The sequence below is a fragment of the Pedobacter gandavensis genome (assembly GCF_014172405.1).
Taxonomy (GTDB): Bacteria; Bacteroidota; Bacteroidia; order Sphingobacteriales; family Sphingobacteriaceae; genus Pedobacter; species Pedobacter gandavensis.
Genome location: NZ_WNXC01000001.1, coordinates 122,706 through 137,587, shown reverse-complemented (window position 1 = coordinate 137,587; position 14,882 = coordinate 122,706). Strand labels below are relative to the sequence as shown.

The 14,882-nt window shown below is 36.9% G+C and carries 12 protein-coding genes; 2 read left to right on the top strand and 10 right to left on the bottom strand.

Annotated features, from left to right (window positions below):
• Position 1: 1 nt before the first annotated feature.
• From GM920_RS00535 to GM920_RS00520, 4 genes are all read right to left on the bottom strand, one after another.
• Positions 2-3,175, bottom strand: coding sequence for a SusC/RagA family TonB-linked outer membrane protein (locus GM920_RS00535; RefSeq protein ID WP_182952664.1), 3,174 nt, complete (start codon positions 3,173-3,175; stop codon positions 2-4).
• Between the two features lie 266 nt (positions 3,176-3,441).
• The gene (locus GM920_RS00530; RefSeq protein WP_317171508.1) at positions 3,442-4,494 is read right to left on the bottom strand and encodes a Gfo/Idh/MocA family oxidoreductase; all 1,053 of its coding nucleotides are present in this window, start codon (positions 4,492-4,494) and stop codon (positions 3,442-3,444) included.
• The gene (locus GM920_RS23960) at positions 4,485-4,541 is read right to left on the bottom strand and encodes a hypothetical protein (protein ID WP_394367953.1); all 57 of its coding nucleotides are present in this window, start codon (positions 4,539-4,541) and stop codon (positions 4,485-4,487) included. Before GM920_RS23960 ends, GM920_RS00530 begins: the two co-directional genes overlap by 10 nt.
• Positions 4,542-4,630: 89 nt before the next feature.
• The gene (locus tag GM920_RS00520) at positions 4,631-5,230 is read right to left on the bottom strand and encodes a hypothetical protein (RefSeq protein WP_182952662.1); all 600 of its coding nucleotides are present in this window, start codon (positions 5,228-5,230) and stop codon (positions 4,631-4,633) included.
• Positions 5,231-5,369: 139 nt separating this feature from the next.
• Here GM920_RS00520 and GM920_RS00515 point away from each other — a divergent pair, with 139 nt between their 5' ends.
• Positions 5,370-5,669: a hypothetical protein gene (locus GM920_RS00515; protein WP_182952661.1), complete on the top strand. Its 300-nt coding sequence runs from the start codon at positions 5,370-5,372 to the stop codon at positions 5,667-5,669.
• A gap of 180 nt (positions 5,670-5,849) precedes the next feature.
• Here GM920_RS00515 and GM920_RS00510 read toward each other — a convergent pair whose 3' ends face one another.
• The 6 genes from GM920_RS00510 to GM920_RS00485 all read right to left on the bottom strand — a co-directional run bounded on the left by GM920_RS00510 (position 5,850) and on the right by GM920_RS00485 (position 12,971).
• The gene (locus tag GM920_RS00510) at positions 5,850-7,334 is read right to left on the bottom strand and encodes a sulfatase family protein (RefSeq protein ID WP_182952660.1); all 1,485 of its coding nucleotides are present in this window, start codon (positions 7,332-7,334) and stop codon (positions 5,850-5,852) included.
• A gap of 1,013 nt (positions 7,335-8,347) precedes the next feature.
• Positions 8,348-9,001, bottom strand: coding sequence for a phage integrase SAM-like domain-containing protein (locus GM920_RS00505; RefSeq protein WP_182952659.1), 654 nt, complete (start codon positions 8,999-9,001; stop codon positions 8,348-8,350).
• A 3-nt stretch (positions 9,002-9,004) separates the two neighbouring features.
• Positions 9,005-9,337: a hypothetical protein gene (locus tag GM920_RS23955; RefSeq protein WP_394367952.1), complete on the bottom strand. Its 333-nt coding sequence runs from the start codon at positions 9,335-9,337 to the stop codon at positions 9,005-9,007.
• A gap of 876 nt (positions 9,338-10,213) precedes the next feature.
• On the bottom strand, positions 10,214-10,399 hold the full coding sequence (locus GM920_RS00495; protein ID WP_182952657.1) for a hypothetical protein: 186 nt from the start codon (positions 10,397-10,399) through the stop codon (positions 10,214-10,216).
• A 337-nt stretch (positions 10,400-10,736) separates the two neighbouring features.
• A complete protein-coding gene (locus GM920_RS00490; RefSeq protein WP_182952656.1) occupies positions 10,737-11,828 on the bottom strand; it encodes a hypothetical protein in 1,092 nt (363 codons plus the stop codon).
• Between the two features lie 3 nt (positions 11,829-11,831).
• Complete coding sequence (locus tag GM920_RS00485) at positions 11,832-12,971, bottom strand: hypothetical protein (protein WP_182952655.1); 1,140 nt, start codon at positions 12,969-12,971, stop codon at positions 11,832-11,834.
• Between the two features lie 662 nt (positions 12,972-13,633).
• Here GM920_RS00485 and GM920_RS00480 point away from each other — a divergent pair.
• Positions 13,634-13,897, top strand: a complete 264-nt coding sequence (locus GM920_RS00480; RefSeq protein ID WP_182952654.1) for a helix-turn-helix domain-containing protein — start codon at positions 13,634-13,636, stop codon at positions 13,895-13,897.
• The last annotated feature ends 985 nt before the right edge of the window (positions 13,898-14,882 follow it).

Sequence of the window (14,882 nt, the reverse complement as noted above, 5' to 3'; positions counted from 1 at the left end):
TTTAAAAATTTGCATTTAGGGAGAAGGTATAATAGCGCTGGAAGGGATAATAAATTCCACGTTCCATCTCTGCGCCACCCAATTCGAAGGCGTTGTTCAGGATACATTTTAGCGACAGATTTTTCGCATTAATTCGTTTCGCCAAAGTTTTAGGCAAGGCATAGCCGAACATAATGGAAGCACATTGCAGCCTGTTATCCTTTTCTACCATCCTGGTGGTCACATATGTTGGGTCACTGAGCAATCCATTTGGGGAGAGCGGCTTATATAGGAAGTCGGTGCCATTTGGCTGAGTCCAGCGCTGCTGGTAGGCACGGCGGTCAACATTGTAAAGGAGATCGGCATTCTCAATTCGATCCACCAAAGTTTGATTGTACACACTGGCACCCAACTGGTAGCTGAAATAGATACCCGCTGAAAACTGCTTAAAACTAAGGTCTGTACCAAATGATCCCTGTAAAGCCGGAGACAGATCTCCTGCCAGAACTTTATCATTTACGTCCCAGATCGTTGTACTGGAACCATCCTTCTTCATGAAAATCTCTTTTCCGCTTACCGGATCAATTCCCAGGGAAGGCACCGCCCAGATTGAAGTAGGTGAATATCCTTTTAAATACTGTGACTGTAATCTGGTCTGATCGCCTTTGGCATCCCGTTCAGCATTTAAAGCCAGTAAATAAGGGGCAAGTTCTGTTACTTTATCTTTGTTCCAAAGACCGTTCAGATTGATGCTCCAGCTGAGGTTATTACCCGGCGATTTATACAATACGCCCATCACATTAAATTCTGCTCCCCTATCTTCAAGGCTACCAGCGTTTTGATAAGGAGGGAATTTACTCAAGCCGGTTGAAGCTGCAAGCACCTCCGGAAATACCAGTTTCGAAGTTTTCTGTTGATAGAGATCAAAACTCAGTGACCATCTGTTGAACAAGGAGATATCCAGACCAATATTCTGTTTGAAAGTTTGTGGCGACTGTAATTTACTATTGCCATAACCCGTTAAATAAGCACCTAAGGCTCGTCCCAATGTTCCGGTCGTTCCTGCCCCCAGCGCGATATATTGTAGATTGGTATAATAGTTATAGGTGGTTCTATTCAGATAAGACAAAAAATACTGATTGCCGGTCTGGCCAATGCTTCCCCTTAATTTTAAACGATTAATCCATTTTGTATCCTGGAGGAAACTTTCCTCATGTACATTCCAGGAGGCTCCAACAGCCCAGAATTTAGCACTGGTGTTTTGTGCAATCGCAGAATGTAAATCATTTGCTCCGGATAAATCTAACTGGTAACGCCCGGCATAACTGTAAACGAAGTTGGCATAGCTGGATGCATAACGCGTTACAATTTTTCCTGCAGCAGGCTTTAAGGTGGAATAGCCATTTCCAAATGCCATATCCGCCAAGCGGTCAACATTGAATCCTGAAACGCTTATTCCAGTAGATTCACTGGAGGTTTGAATGAAAGTCTGACCGGCTGTTCCGAAAACTTCATGCAAACCAAACTTATTGTGGTATTGTAAACGAAGTCCAGCTTCTACATTGAAGAAGGAATTTGAAGTGTATTTATACAGACCTCTGGTAAATAAACTATCAATTGGGACATTAGCAAACGTAGTATGATTAGGAGGCAGGAAGTAATCAAATTCATCAGACTGGTTACTCAGGCTTGCAATACCATTTAACTGCAGATTATTGGTCAATACCAGATTCATATTGGTCACATTCGCAATTCTGGAATATTTAGCGGCATCAGTGGTTGCCAGAGTTGTATTGTATGCCGGATTCATATAATTGCTGATGACCCCGCCAACTGTATCTGAGCCTAAAATCTTTTGAAACTTACCTGTTTCCGCATCGTAAGGACTCCAATAAGGATTCTGTTTTACATAGGTATTATAGGAACCATAGGCTGAATTTTCCGCATTTGCAGAGAGGTAAGAAAATTGATTATTGAAAGAGAATGATTTGAAACGAGCACCAAAGTAAGCCCCTAGTTCAGTAGTCTTTCTATAGGATCCTTTCATACTCCCCTGTTTATCATTGTAACCAGCAGTTACATTGTAGACCATGTCATCATTCCCACCAGACAGGTTCAGGGAATGTCTCATCCCAATACCCTTACGTAAAGGCAGCTCCAGCCAATTGGTATTGACCCCTTTATGATGAGCCTGGTTGTATCGCTGCTCATAAAGAGAATTTAAATTACCCGCGTATAGTCCTGCCCTATTTTCGATATCCAATTTCTCTTTGGCATTCAATACTTTATAAGAAGAGATATCAGCTGAAGCAATTTGCAGTTCCGAGGTAATCCCCACATTTAAAAGACCTCTTTGAGGTTTTATGGTTTGAATCAACAGGACACCGTTCCCTCCCCTCATGCCATAACTGGCAGTTGCAGATGCGTCTTTGAGCACAGTAACACTGTGAACCCTGCTGATGTCGAAATCCAATGCCGTTTGCAGACTCACCTGGTTTCCGTCCATCAGGATAACCGGACTTCCTGCTGAGAATATGTTGGAGGCAACGAAGTCTCCTGAAGAAGGATTTTGCTGAACTCCTGATTTTGATGTTCCGCTGAAAGAAACTGCAGCTGCATAAGGAAAAGTACTTGCTCCCCTTAAGCTGATGGTCGGAAGAGCATTGGGATTTCCACCATTGCGATTATCTCTGGATACCACAAGTGCGGGTACATAATATTTTAAGGCATCAAATAAGTTATTGACATTTACTTTACGTAGATCTTCTCCGCTGACGGTAACCGCAGCTCCGGAGAACAAAGTACCTGGTCTGTTATACAAGCCAGTGCTAACTACAGAACCATCAGTAGGTATCGTGCTTTTTTGGAGAAACACTGAAATCGTTCCCTTATCCAGTTTCTTCACTAATCCATAATATCCCGGTTTACTCAGCAGGACTACAGAATCTTTTCCAATGTTTTCAAAAATGGCAATCCCTCCATAGGTGTATTTTGATTGTATCCCGATCACTGCTCTAACACTATCCAGTAAAGTCAGGTTGTCCATGTCTTTTACACTAAGAATGACCTCCTGGTTTTGATAGGCAGTGTCCACAATTTTTTTTGCACTTTTTGGTTTTTGCTTTTGAGCAAAACTTGTTTGAGGACTCAGGTAAATACTTACCAAAGTGAACAAGCCAAACACTTTTAGTTTCATTAATTAGTTAGGTTGGTATAGGTTAGTTTCCATAGGTTATAAAAAACACTATTGAAATATCAAAAATATACTACGGGAAAGGGATATGGAATGGAGAATCTCGGGAAATGACTGGATTATACTTCGAAAAAAGCTGGATAAAACCGTCCATTCAACTGGATTTGAATATGCTTAAAAGCAAAAAAAGCAGTGCCCTTCCAGACACTGCTCCACATTTTTGCATAAACTCTCAGTGCAATAAATTCCTTACACTTTCGGTCAATTGATTATACTTTATAATATTGTTCCCAACCTTTACGTGGTGCTGGCCCAATCAATAAAGCATTGGCAGTTTTATTGTTCGTGATGACTTTTCTTTTGCGATCAAATTCCAGATTCGTATTTAGCTTTTGTGCGAGCACACCCAGACAGAACACCTGACTCAATGGGCCGGCTATAGCAAATGGCGACCTTGCTTTTTCTTCCCCTTTACAAGCCTGAATAAAATTCTTGAAATGGTTGGAAGGGCTCAATGGAACTTCCGGAAGCGAGCTTGCCATCGCCATTGCTTTTTCTTCAGGAATAATCGATAAGGTACTGCCATCTGAACCTCCTTTAAAAGTCAGCTCTTTACTATAAATGATTTTTCCAGGGTTTAATTTCGCAGGGGCAATTACTCCGGTACTTGGTGGCGGAATATTAGGGTCTAAACCTGATACGCCATATCCTTTTGGAATTGGCGGTAAATTATTAATCCCATCGTACCAGTTCACATCTATTGCTGGCATCGATCCTCTCTTTGGAAATTTAAAGGCTAAGGTAGAAGATGTCGGGAAAAAGAAATCGTTATGTCCCTGTAAAACCGGATTGATCTGATAGGGTAAACCCAGATCCAGGAACTCATGTGCAGTATCCAGAATATGTGCACCCCAATCGCCCAATGCGCCCATTCCGAAATCGAACCAGCAACGCCATTGTCCGTTCACAAAATCCTTATTGTAATCATGATCCATGGTGGCCATTTGCCATAAATCCCAATCCAGGCTATCCGGTAAGGTTTGGGCAGCAGGGAAAGATTTGATATTCACGTCCCATCCGTGCCAGCGTCTTGGGGAATTCATATGTGCAGTGATGGAGGTCACGTCTTTTATAATCCCAGCTTCTTTCCAGGCTTTAAACTGGAAGTAATTCGCTTCGGAGTGGCCTTGATTACCCATTTGTGTCACTACCTTATTGTATTTTTTAGCCGCCTTCATCATCAGCTCTACTTCATTAAAAGTACGGGCCATTGGTTTCTCTACATATACATGTTTTCCTAAGCCCATGGCCATCATGGTGATTGGGAAAACAGACCAGGTGCCAACGCTGCCGCAGCAGACAACATCATCGTTTGTTTTAAAAAGTGTCGTCTTGAAAACTCGTTTGTGCTCATTTTTACGCGTGTTATTGCATTTACATTTGGTCGTATTTATTCTGTCATAATATACTGATTTCAGTATTTGATTTAACCTGTATTTTCAGGGATTCCCCGGCTTTCAATTTTACTTTCGGCCATTTTAAAAAGGCGGTATAACCCAATGGTTTTTTAGCCTGATTTTCTGTCTCCGCCATCATGGAAACCTCCGGATCATAAGCTGTTGGATTATGGAGCTGAATGGTTGTTCCTGAAGAATTACCCGAAAGAATTTCTGCTTTTACATGATCAAAAACATACAACTTTTGCTGATCGGTATTCAGGTAAATGCCTGGCAGCTCCAAAGCCATCAACATCCCGTTTGTTTCTGTCCAGGAATTACGGGTATTGATGTAATTTCCAATACTGTTTTTGCCTTCCGCATCACTCAGCTGGATCCTTTCCATCGAAGAGCCGATCAGACCATTTGTGGTGGCATGCCCTGGCATATTCACCGCTTCTGCATGTGCATGCTGTATATCCCTGATCAAATCAGCATAGCCGATTTTACCAGTAGCACGAAATAGTTTAAAGATGTAATCGCCTGATGCTGTGCAAATCCCTGGAACCGCATGTTTGTTCTGGATACTCGCCCAGATGGCTCCGGCCATATTGCTTTTCAATTTCCCAATTGCACTGTTTTCCGGGAACACCGGATACGCCCAAAACTCAACTTTAGAATGCTAGGTTTACAGGGAGGAGGTCATTTCATTGGACTATTTTTAACCCGTTAATCTCCGAGGTAATAACCAACGCCCCTCCATGACCATATTTCTTTATTTGTATAAAGATCTGGCTCAAGCTGATTTACCTATTACAGCAGAAAGTATCAAGAATAAATTTCAGGGCAAGGACACTGCAACACATACTCTTTTAGAGGCTGTGAAGAATCACAACAGAAAAATGAAAGCTTTGGTAAGTAAACCATATGCGATTGGAACTTTAAAAAGATTTGAGATACTTGAACGCCACCTTCAAGCCCTTATGCTCGAAAAATACAAGATCACAGATATAGGAATCAAAGAAATAAACCATTCATTTATCAGCGATTTTGAATTTTAACTGAGAACAGAAAACAGTTGTGCGAACAATACCGCCATCCAACTACATGATCATTCTTTATAAGTAAACAGTTGAAAACCAGCTAGATTTGAACTAAAATGAGCAAGGCGGCAATTCTTATGAATCACCGCCTTGACACAGTTTATTTTACAAACCCTCTAATATATAAAGACCATCACTCTATTTCTTATCCTTTTCTAATTGCAATAATTTCTGCAACTCTTTCAATTTATCAGGAAACTTTTTAGCAAGATTATTTTTCTCCCCAATATCATCTCTTAAATTGTACAATTGCGGTTCTGGAGAATTACCAGTTTCAGTATCCGTTGACTTTCTATAAGGAACTCCAGCATTAGGTTCAATATACTTCCAATTCCCTTTAACAAGAGCCAAACCTTCCGAATGCTCCACATAGATTTCCCGACCTGTTTTAGTCGCTCCAGTCAGCGTACTCCATAAATCCTGACTATCCTTCGCCTCACCCAAAGGCACATTTTGCTTCAACAGTTTAGAAAATGAGGCCAAAAGATCGATTTGCCCAATAAGTGCGTCAGACACCTTGCCTTTTGCAATGTTAGGCCCTGATATCATAAAAGGAACCCTGGTTCCTGCTTCAAAAACACTCCCTTTAGTACCACGTAAAACCCCAGCAGGCAGATGACCATTCCTTTGCGTTACAGCTCCGTCCTGATACCCATCATTCAATACCGGACCATTATCACTACTAAAAACAATAATCGTATTATCTTTAATCCCCAGAGCCTCTACCTCATCCAGAATTTGTCCAACTGTCCAATCTAGTTGTAAAATTGCATCACCACGGTAACCAAGCCCACTCTTGCCTTTAAACATTGTAGCTGGCATTCTTGGAACATGGGGCTCTGTTAACGGAACATACAGGAAAAATGGTCGATCAGCATTTTCTCTCATATAGTTTTTAGCCGTGGTTAAAAAAGTAGTAGAAATCTCCTCATCCACCCACCTTGCACTGTGACCACCGCTCATAAAACCTATCCTACCGATTCCATTTACAATCGTATTATCATGACCATGATCCGGAGAAGCCTTCATCTTTAACAATTCAGGATTGTCTTTTCCTGTTGGATCATTGCCCACCTTATTTCTATAATCGACCTCAATAGGATCGTTAAGATCCAAAGCCACCACACGCTGATTTTCCATAAAAACGGTAGGTACTCTATCTGCTGTTGCCGGAAAAATAAAAGAATAATCAAAACCTGTTTCATTAGGTCCAGGCGAAACCCTATTGCTCCAGTCCTTTTTTACTCCCTTCCCTAAACCCAAATGCCATTTCCCAACAATAGCAGTGTTATAGCCTGCATTCTTGAACAACTTAGGCAAGGTAATTCTATCCAAAGGGATAATCAGAGCTGCATCACCAGATAAGATATCAGTCCCCTTAACCCGCCAGGGATAATTACCCGTCATCAAAGCGTAACGAGAAGGCGTACATGTTGCAGAAGAGGAATGTGCATTTGTAAAGCGAATGCCGCTCCCGGACAAACGATCCAAATTAACGGTTTTAATTTTTGTAGCACCATATGCACCTACATCTCCATACCCCAAATCATCGGCGTAAATAAAAATAACATTAGGTTTGGATTCCCGTTTTTGCGCCAACACCAAGCCTGGTGTTAGTACCATAAGAAGACAAATAATCTTAGCATTTAAAAATCTAATCATTACAATATATTAATCTAAAATTTAAACAACACTTAAGGAAAATCAATTTAATATAATATATTTTGTAAAACACATCAAAACCGATTGCATTGAAACATTTCGGCATCCCAAGTTAGCATCAGCAAATTAAAGAAAATTTTAACCTAACTTATGATCTATCTGAACTTTCTGTAAAAACAGAAATTGAAATGACAGCAAGGAGTATAAAGTTTTCGATAAGTACCATAAAGGATGACAACTGTGCTCAAACCCAAAAAACACATAATATAATCAATTACAGATACTTATAAAAAATCAATTTCAATGCAAAATTACGTCTCTAATTATCGAACATTGCAAAAAGCCACATTAAAGAATAAAATTGCTAAAAGCATTAAAATTTTGACGTTTTGCAAATTTAAGTGAGGCTGATAGGGCTCGAATATGAAGCTAAGAGAGTCACCTAAGTTTATATTTATTATTTTTTAGCAAATTTTAGTTAACTTTAACCTACAGCATTTGCAGCTAAAACGTATATAAAAAGAGGTGAGAGATTCGGTGAGTACTAAATCTAAAACCTCCCTGATAATGAATAAACGCTGAAATTTGAACAAGGTTCGAATCCTAGGGGATCACCAGAAATAGCAACAAAACATATAAAATACTGAAATACAATCGATTGATAACTTTTGTTTTTACCCAAAACTACAGTTTATTCAATAAATCACATATAAAATTGAGTGTTTCGGTGTCGCGCTGTGAAAAGCTCGTGAGGTGGGAATTGCAAATGAAACACCTCTTTACATGTATATTTCGGAGATGATCACTCAGAACAATCAGAAACATAAAATTCAGGTTCTTTAAATTCCAAACGATACAAGAACTGATATCTCATTATTCATCATGTCATAAAACTTATGGAATTTATCCCACATGGGATTTCTTGCCATTCTAAAAAACCATTATTGTGATGAATCTAAGATTAGATATAGACCTCAGCCCATGGAACCAGTTTCTGCTAATTGTTGGAATTCCTCAAGGGTAAGCCTTTCTCGATGCGTCTCTCTAGGTGTAATCGGCTTAACAATCGCATGTAGATCCTGGGGGATTAAACCCCGTTTATAAGCGATTCTTAAAATATGCCTAAACTTAGCATAATAACTTACAGCAGTATTTTTTGAGATTGGCCTTCCAGTCCTGCTAATACCAGGCCCACTAAGTAAGTAGTTCTTGTAATCCTCACACAAGTAATCATTGAGCTCAGGAAACTTCAAATCATGGCCAGCAAAGGAGATAAAATACCGTAATCCCATCCCCCAGTTATCTGAAACAGAATGTTGCTTTTTGCGGGCTTCAATTTGAAAAAAGTCAATAAAGCTAGAGTCTTTCAGGGCATCAGAAATAAAACCAAATCTTCGGTTCTGTATATCCAATTGACGTTGTGCACAAATACTACGGGCCAATACCATCGTCTCCTTATTATGCTGCCGCTCCCATTGGTCTATTGGACTATCATAAATATACAATTTAAGGGTTTCAAACCGATGAAGTTTGCCGGTAGATGGATTTTTAAGGGATGGTGAATAATCAAGCATTATGCTTTTCCTATTATTCACGATAGTTCTCAATCTCATTTTCACTTTAGCCATAACTTAATCGTTTTGGTTAGAAAATTTATTTAGATCAGACTTCAATACGTAACTAAACTTACCGTCACGATACTTCGGAATATTATTCCTCTTTAACAGATCCCATAATGCTTTCTCAGAAAAATTAAGCACCTCTTGCGCCTCAGTCATAGAGTAACAATACTTTGGATGTGGGTTCTTTTTACGTGCCTTGAGAACAGGCTCATGATATTCAGAAAGAACCAGCATTTGATCAATATCCACTCTTTTAATCAAAGTTTTTCGAGGAGTTAATCTTAGGGCTTTTATCCTACCTGTCTGAATAATGTTATAAATACTTCTGATGGAAATATTCAACAACCTGGCAGCCTCCCTGACAGTTAAGAATTCAGCAGCGACCATGTCCTTAGCAGTAGCAGCTACAGTAGCTACAACTTGTATTTCAGAAGCCTGAATCTTAAGTTCACGAAAACACCTGTAGTTAACTCGCCCTTTTTAAGTGTCATTAGGCGTCAATAGGTGTTATTAAGTGTCATTAGATGTCCTTAGTCGCCATCATTTACCAGGTGAATTTTTCACAAGATTTTTAGATGAGAAAAGCTACAAATGCGTTACAAAAGTCAGAAAAACAAAAGCATAAATCCAAAGATATGGACAAAAGAAATCCACATAACTTATTAACAATAAGCAACTTACTTATCGACTCTTGTCATAGTTATGTGGTAGTTATCATCGATTATTTCCCGATACATAAAATGTAACGCACTAAAAATCAGTATATTATAAAAAAAAGTAACATATTAGTTTCATCAAAAAACATCTGTGGTTATCTAGCCGGTAATGTTGACAACTAGTGCAAGTATACTGAATCTAAAGGGATTTCATAGCTATCAGTATCCTCATTATACAACTCCAATGCATATAAATGGATAGCTCTTTTAATTATACAGAATAACCTATGCTTATAGAACAAAACCGTTATTTCAAAATGCCGCCCATATAAGAAAAATGAAAAGTTAGCTCATTTTGAGCTGTATTTTGTCGAAAGGTACCTCTTGTACGAATCGACAAAACCATTTTTGGAAAAAAGAGGAAGTCGGCGGACACCATAGTTATTCTTCGTATGTAGATCATATTGAGGGCATCCTGGAATAAATCATCATTATGGAACCACAACGATTGAGACCATACTAGATGTAACAACCGTTAAGCTAATAGAATCTGCAAAGCTTTTTATCGGAATAATCCGTTGTATAAAATCCCTTTTCCCAAAATGGCATCTCCTGCATTTACTTTCTGGATCCTTTTCTTATAAAGATTAAAATGAACAAGCACATATAAGCCCAACCAATCTTCTGATGCCGAGAAATACTTAAGGCAGACCTTAGGTATAAAGCGATGCTTTTTAGGTTTTGACATTCTACTCGCGGTTTGATCTCTACAAATATGATCCTATCAATTGCTCCGTGTGACAAAATCAGTTGCCATCCGTGATCTCTAATGGCAAGATAGTCGAAAGTTCGTTTTCATAGCCTATACCGTTCATTACCAAGACATGGGCACGCAATACACCCAATGTTCCTTACAATTCCCCGGTACCGCTGTAAAAAAGCATATGGCCTCCCAATCCAATATTATGACTATCCGACCATTTTCTCTGTAAAAAAAATTATTATTCATAGTAATAATATATAAGAATTTCCAGCAGACACTTCTCACTCTCTTATATAATGATTTACAGTCAATATTAATAATATTATTTGAAACATTGAATCGTTATTTCTTTTAACAACGGAAAGGCAAATTCAGACAAGTAATTTTCATGCCGTGCAGATAATAAATATTCTCCAATTTTGTTATGTGCAATGCTACATCTTATCCTATAAATCCAATATATAGATAATTTACCTATGAAAGTTCTGTATGCTGCTGTATCCCCAATTCTTTTATTACCTAGGTATAACTGACAATTTGCAAATGAAAAACCATCCGAACTATTTACAAACCTCTGGAAATTAGACAATTCCTTCATTGGATTTGAATTATTTTTTCCAAATGTATAAAACATATCTTCAGAAATAGTCTGGAAGCCCCTAACTCGATTCAATGCAATAACGATCGGATCAACATCAAGACAATAAGTATCAAATAAGTGAAGTAATCGACTGACATCATCATCTTCATATCCTTTTAATAGCTTCCCTATAGCATTTGACTCTGTATGAACATCTAAGGCTTTTACTCGCTTGATCACATCATAATCAAAATTCAATTCCAAAAGATGATAATATTTAAGATATCTTTCAAAACTATAAGATTGTTTAATCCCTCTTATAGAACATTCATAATAATTCTCGTGATTGAAATTCTTTAAGTTTAAGGCCTTTAATTTTGGAATTTGAATAGTATTAGCCAAAGGAACTTGAACTTGCAAATGATGATTAAATAGCCCCCAAATTGGGGCAGAATTTTTATATTCTAAAATATAGTCTGGAATATATGATTCATCAATAACCACATAATTATTTTTAAAACGATAGGTAACCTGTTCTAAATCAACTTCGCTATCAATATCCAACATTAGCGCTGAAAATTGATATTCCGTCAAAGTGCTTATATCCAATTCTTTATCTTTTAAAAAACAAAGAACTCCTATATCATTATTGTGTGTGTCCTCAATAATAATATCCATACTCGTATCATAGAGCGCCGATACGTTCTCTATAATAATCGGACACTTATTGTTCACAACAATCTCCAGATCAATTTCGTACACATCATTGATAACGTAAGGAAGGTTATAGCTGTTCTGGTTAGAGAGAAAGCTATTTATTTCATCTAACAGCATAGACTAATTTGTACCATTTTTCCAGCAATCTTCAAATGAAGATTCCCCCTCTTCCCTGAAAAATTCTTTAAAACCATTGGTTAAAATTTTCCTGGTTTCAATACCAACATTATACTTCTTAGGACTAATACCTTCCCTTATATCTGAGAGTACATTTAAGGCTAAAATATCAATATTTTTTTCAGTAGCAACCAATTTTTCTAAGAATCTCTCTAAAGCCTTATTAATCCTTTCCTTACGTTTCTCATCGGTAGCAAATTGAGAAATTGCAGCAAAGAAGGAAGTAATGGTTATTTCTTCTGCAAACCAATTTTGTGGACCTTTGACTTTAATATCTGTAAAGTGGTTATATATCCTAAACGTCTCATTATCAATTGAAGTATAGATGTTAAGATAAAATAGAAATTCGGTGAAGTTTTGATTTAATTCGTCTTCATTAGAGTTAATGACCTCCATTTCATTCAATTCCTGAACCACAATATTATCTCTTTTTATCATCGCAGATTTAGTGATAAAACTATAATACGCCACAACAATTCGATCAAAAGGGAATTGTTTTGGTTTGGATCTTCTAGATTCATCTCTTTCCGAAATCAATGTTAGACCATCTATTCCTTCTTGAATTTTGTCTTGCATTGTTATAAACAACAACTCAACCTGATGCCTCATTGACATAGGTTTTTGCCCGGCGTTAAGAACAATCAATCTATAAATTAAATGCTTAATCTCTTTTTCCAGCCAAAATTCTACCAATAATTTTTGTCCATTCTTGAATTTAAATCCATCTTTATTAATGTCATTCAATATGTAAGTCCGTTGTAACCCATCTAATATATAAATGCTATTACTAGCAAGTAATTTAGCTGACAGCGAATTTACATCTCTGGTAGAGAACAATTTTTCAAATGACTGAATTTCTTTCGGATTAATAGCTAAAGTAATGGTAGGAAGTAATGCTCCATCAATTATATCCTTCTTCATGCGTGAGTATGCCCGATAATCCTGCCGAGGTCTCTGAATATCAAATCGATCAAAGTCTTCACCCACAAGTTTTAAATAATCTTCTATAGAAATTTGTGCGTAATATATATCTGTATTTGTTCTTAAATCTTTGGTTGTACCAATTATCTCAAAAGAATCCATGCTATTAATTTAGAATCGAAAATAACAAAAAAAATAGAGAAAATAGTCATCACAAGTAAAAAAACGCCCAATTATATATATATTGAAATAGTACAATCCAAATTTCCTGTACTCGCTCTCCTTGGTCCAATGGTGCCACAAAATCATCAACAAATTCTTCTAGATCCCTTTATTACGCTATTAGTCGTGATTTTTTTTATGGCCCATATCCTTACTGACTAAACTAACATGATTATTCTGAATCTGCGATGAAACATCACTATAGTAATGTTCTTATCAGCGCATTCAATCGCACAATCTACCAATTCCAATTGATGAGGAAATTAAAGAACTCAATCATCAATTAGTTTTATTATGAAGTAGAATTGCATATACCTATGAAACTTAACCCCCGTTCACGATAGCAAACTGTCCATTTTATCTTACTAAATAAACAAAATTTAAACGGTGATAATTAAAATCGTAAAACCTTCCTCATCATTGCGTCCATTCTCTGCTGGCCTTTAACTAATAACGCGTTCATTCTTAATCCTATCCACTAAAAGATTAGCAGCATAATAATTCACAAAAGTTAGCAACTATACATCGAGTAATCTTACCACAAAAAACAACACTTAACTAACTTAGTACTAGCAATTTTTCACTAACTTAAATCTTAAAATATGTTTATTGAAATCCTTACCAAGCAAGATCTACAAGAGTTTAAAGAAGGTTTAATTCAAGAAATCAAACAAATCCTATTAAAGGAATCACCTCCTCAGAAAAAATGGCTCAGAAGCAAGGAGGTACGTAAAATTCTCTCCATATCTACTGGAACATTACAAAATTTAAGAATCCATAACATACTGCCTTATTCAAAAGTTGGTGGAATATTCTATTACAATGAAGAGGAGATCAAAAAACTAGTAGCAAATAACGAAAACTAAAACTGTTATTTATGAGAACAGAAAAACTCATCCCCCTAATCTTAAATAAAGCCAGTAAAGAACCATCATTTTTCATTTCACAAATTACGATACTTTATGCCATTTGTGAAATATCGAGAAAAACAAACTATACCCCGACAATTCAAGTCAGCAGAAAGCAGCTTATGCACTCTACCAAAATAAAATCGTATGGCACCTATCATAGGTGTATTAAAACGCTATGCGATTTAGGATACATTAAATATGAGCCGTCCTATCATCCTGATGGAAAAACCCTCATTCATTTACTCCCTCTAAGTCAGAATGAGTTAAATTAAAAACTTCATTCAAATTATAAAGATTGCCCTTTGTGCAATCTTTATAATTTGAATGCTCAAAAAACACCCAACTATTTTCAGCAAGAACAAGTTAAGCTTACCAAACAGTCACAAGATCCTTACTGTAAACATAATTACATTTCAGCGCATAGACGATACCCCATTTAAATAGATCATTGAGTTTAATAAAGATATGCACTTGCTTCAAAATTTTGTATCGAAATCATGAGAGATTCCAGTCCCAAATTCTAAACCATCAGATATTTTACCCTAATAGGTTGAAATTAATCAACTTTTACACCAACAAAAAAACAGATGGAACAACTTAGTATTTCTACTATTACGGAATAAAGTGATTAAACCTCCAGGCTTAAATCGGCAATCCAAAAATAATAAATAAATAAATCGCTTTTAATCCTTTTCTACATAAGATAATATCTTTAACCTTTTTTTATGGGATAATATGTGGACTGATATTTTGAACCATATCAAATTTAATTAAAATCTGAATTCTTAATTAAGAGTCCATATATTAGTTAAAATCAACGCAAACAAATCAACGCCAAAGAAACTAAAAGGAAAATCATCTACTACATTTTGATCCTTAATGATTTAATGATAAAACAACAGCTGAATCATTACTAAAACTAAACAACTAATTATTATTA

Bases quoted from the DNA above. Each gene is read 5' to 3' on its own strand.
- GM920_RS00535 (WP_182952664.1), bottom strand. From the start codon at position 3,175: ATGAAACTAAAAGTGTTTGGCTTGTTCACTTTGGTAAGTATTTACCTG.
- GM920_RS00515 (WP_182952661.1), top strand. From the start codon at position 5,370: ATGACCATATTTCTTTATTTGTATAAAGATCTGGCTCAAGCTGATTTA.
- GM920_RS00510 (WP_182952660.1), bottom strand. From the start codon at position 7,334: ATGGTACTAACACCAGGCTTGGTGTTGGCGCAAAAACGGGAATCCAAA.
- GM920_RS00505 (WP_182952659.1), bottom strand. From the start codon at position 9,001: ATGGCTAAAGTGAAAATGAGATTGAGAACTATCGTGAATAATAGGAAA.
- GM920_RS00495 (WP_182952657.1), bottom strand. From the start codon at position 10,399: ATGTCAAAACCTAAAAAGCATCGCTTTATACCTAAGGTCTGCCTTAAG.
- GM920_RS00490 (WP_182952656.1), bottom strand. From the start codon at position 11,828: ATGCTGTTAGATGAAATAAATAGCTTTCTCTCTAACCAGAACAGCTAT.
- GM920_RS00485 (WP_182952655.1), bottom strand. From the start codon at position 12,971: ATGGATTCTTTTGAGATAATTGGTACAACCAAAGATTTAAGAACAAAT.
- GM920_RS00480 (WP_182952654.1), top strand. From the start codon at position 13,634: ATGTTTATTGAAATCCTTACCAAGCAAGATCTACAAGAGTTTAAAGAA.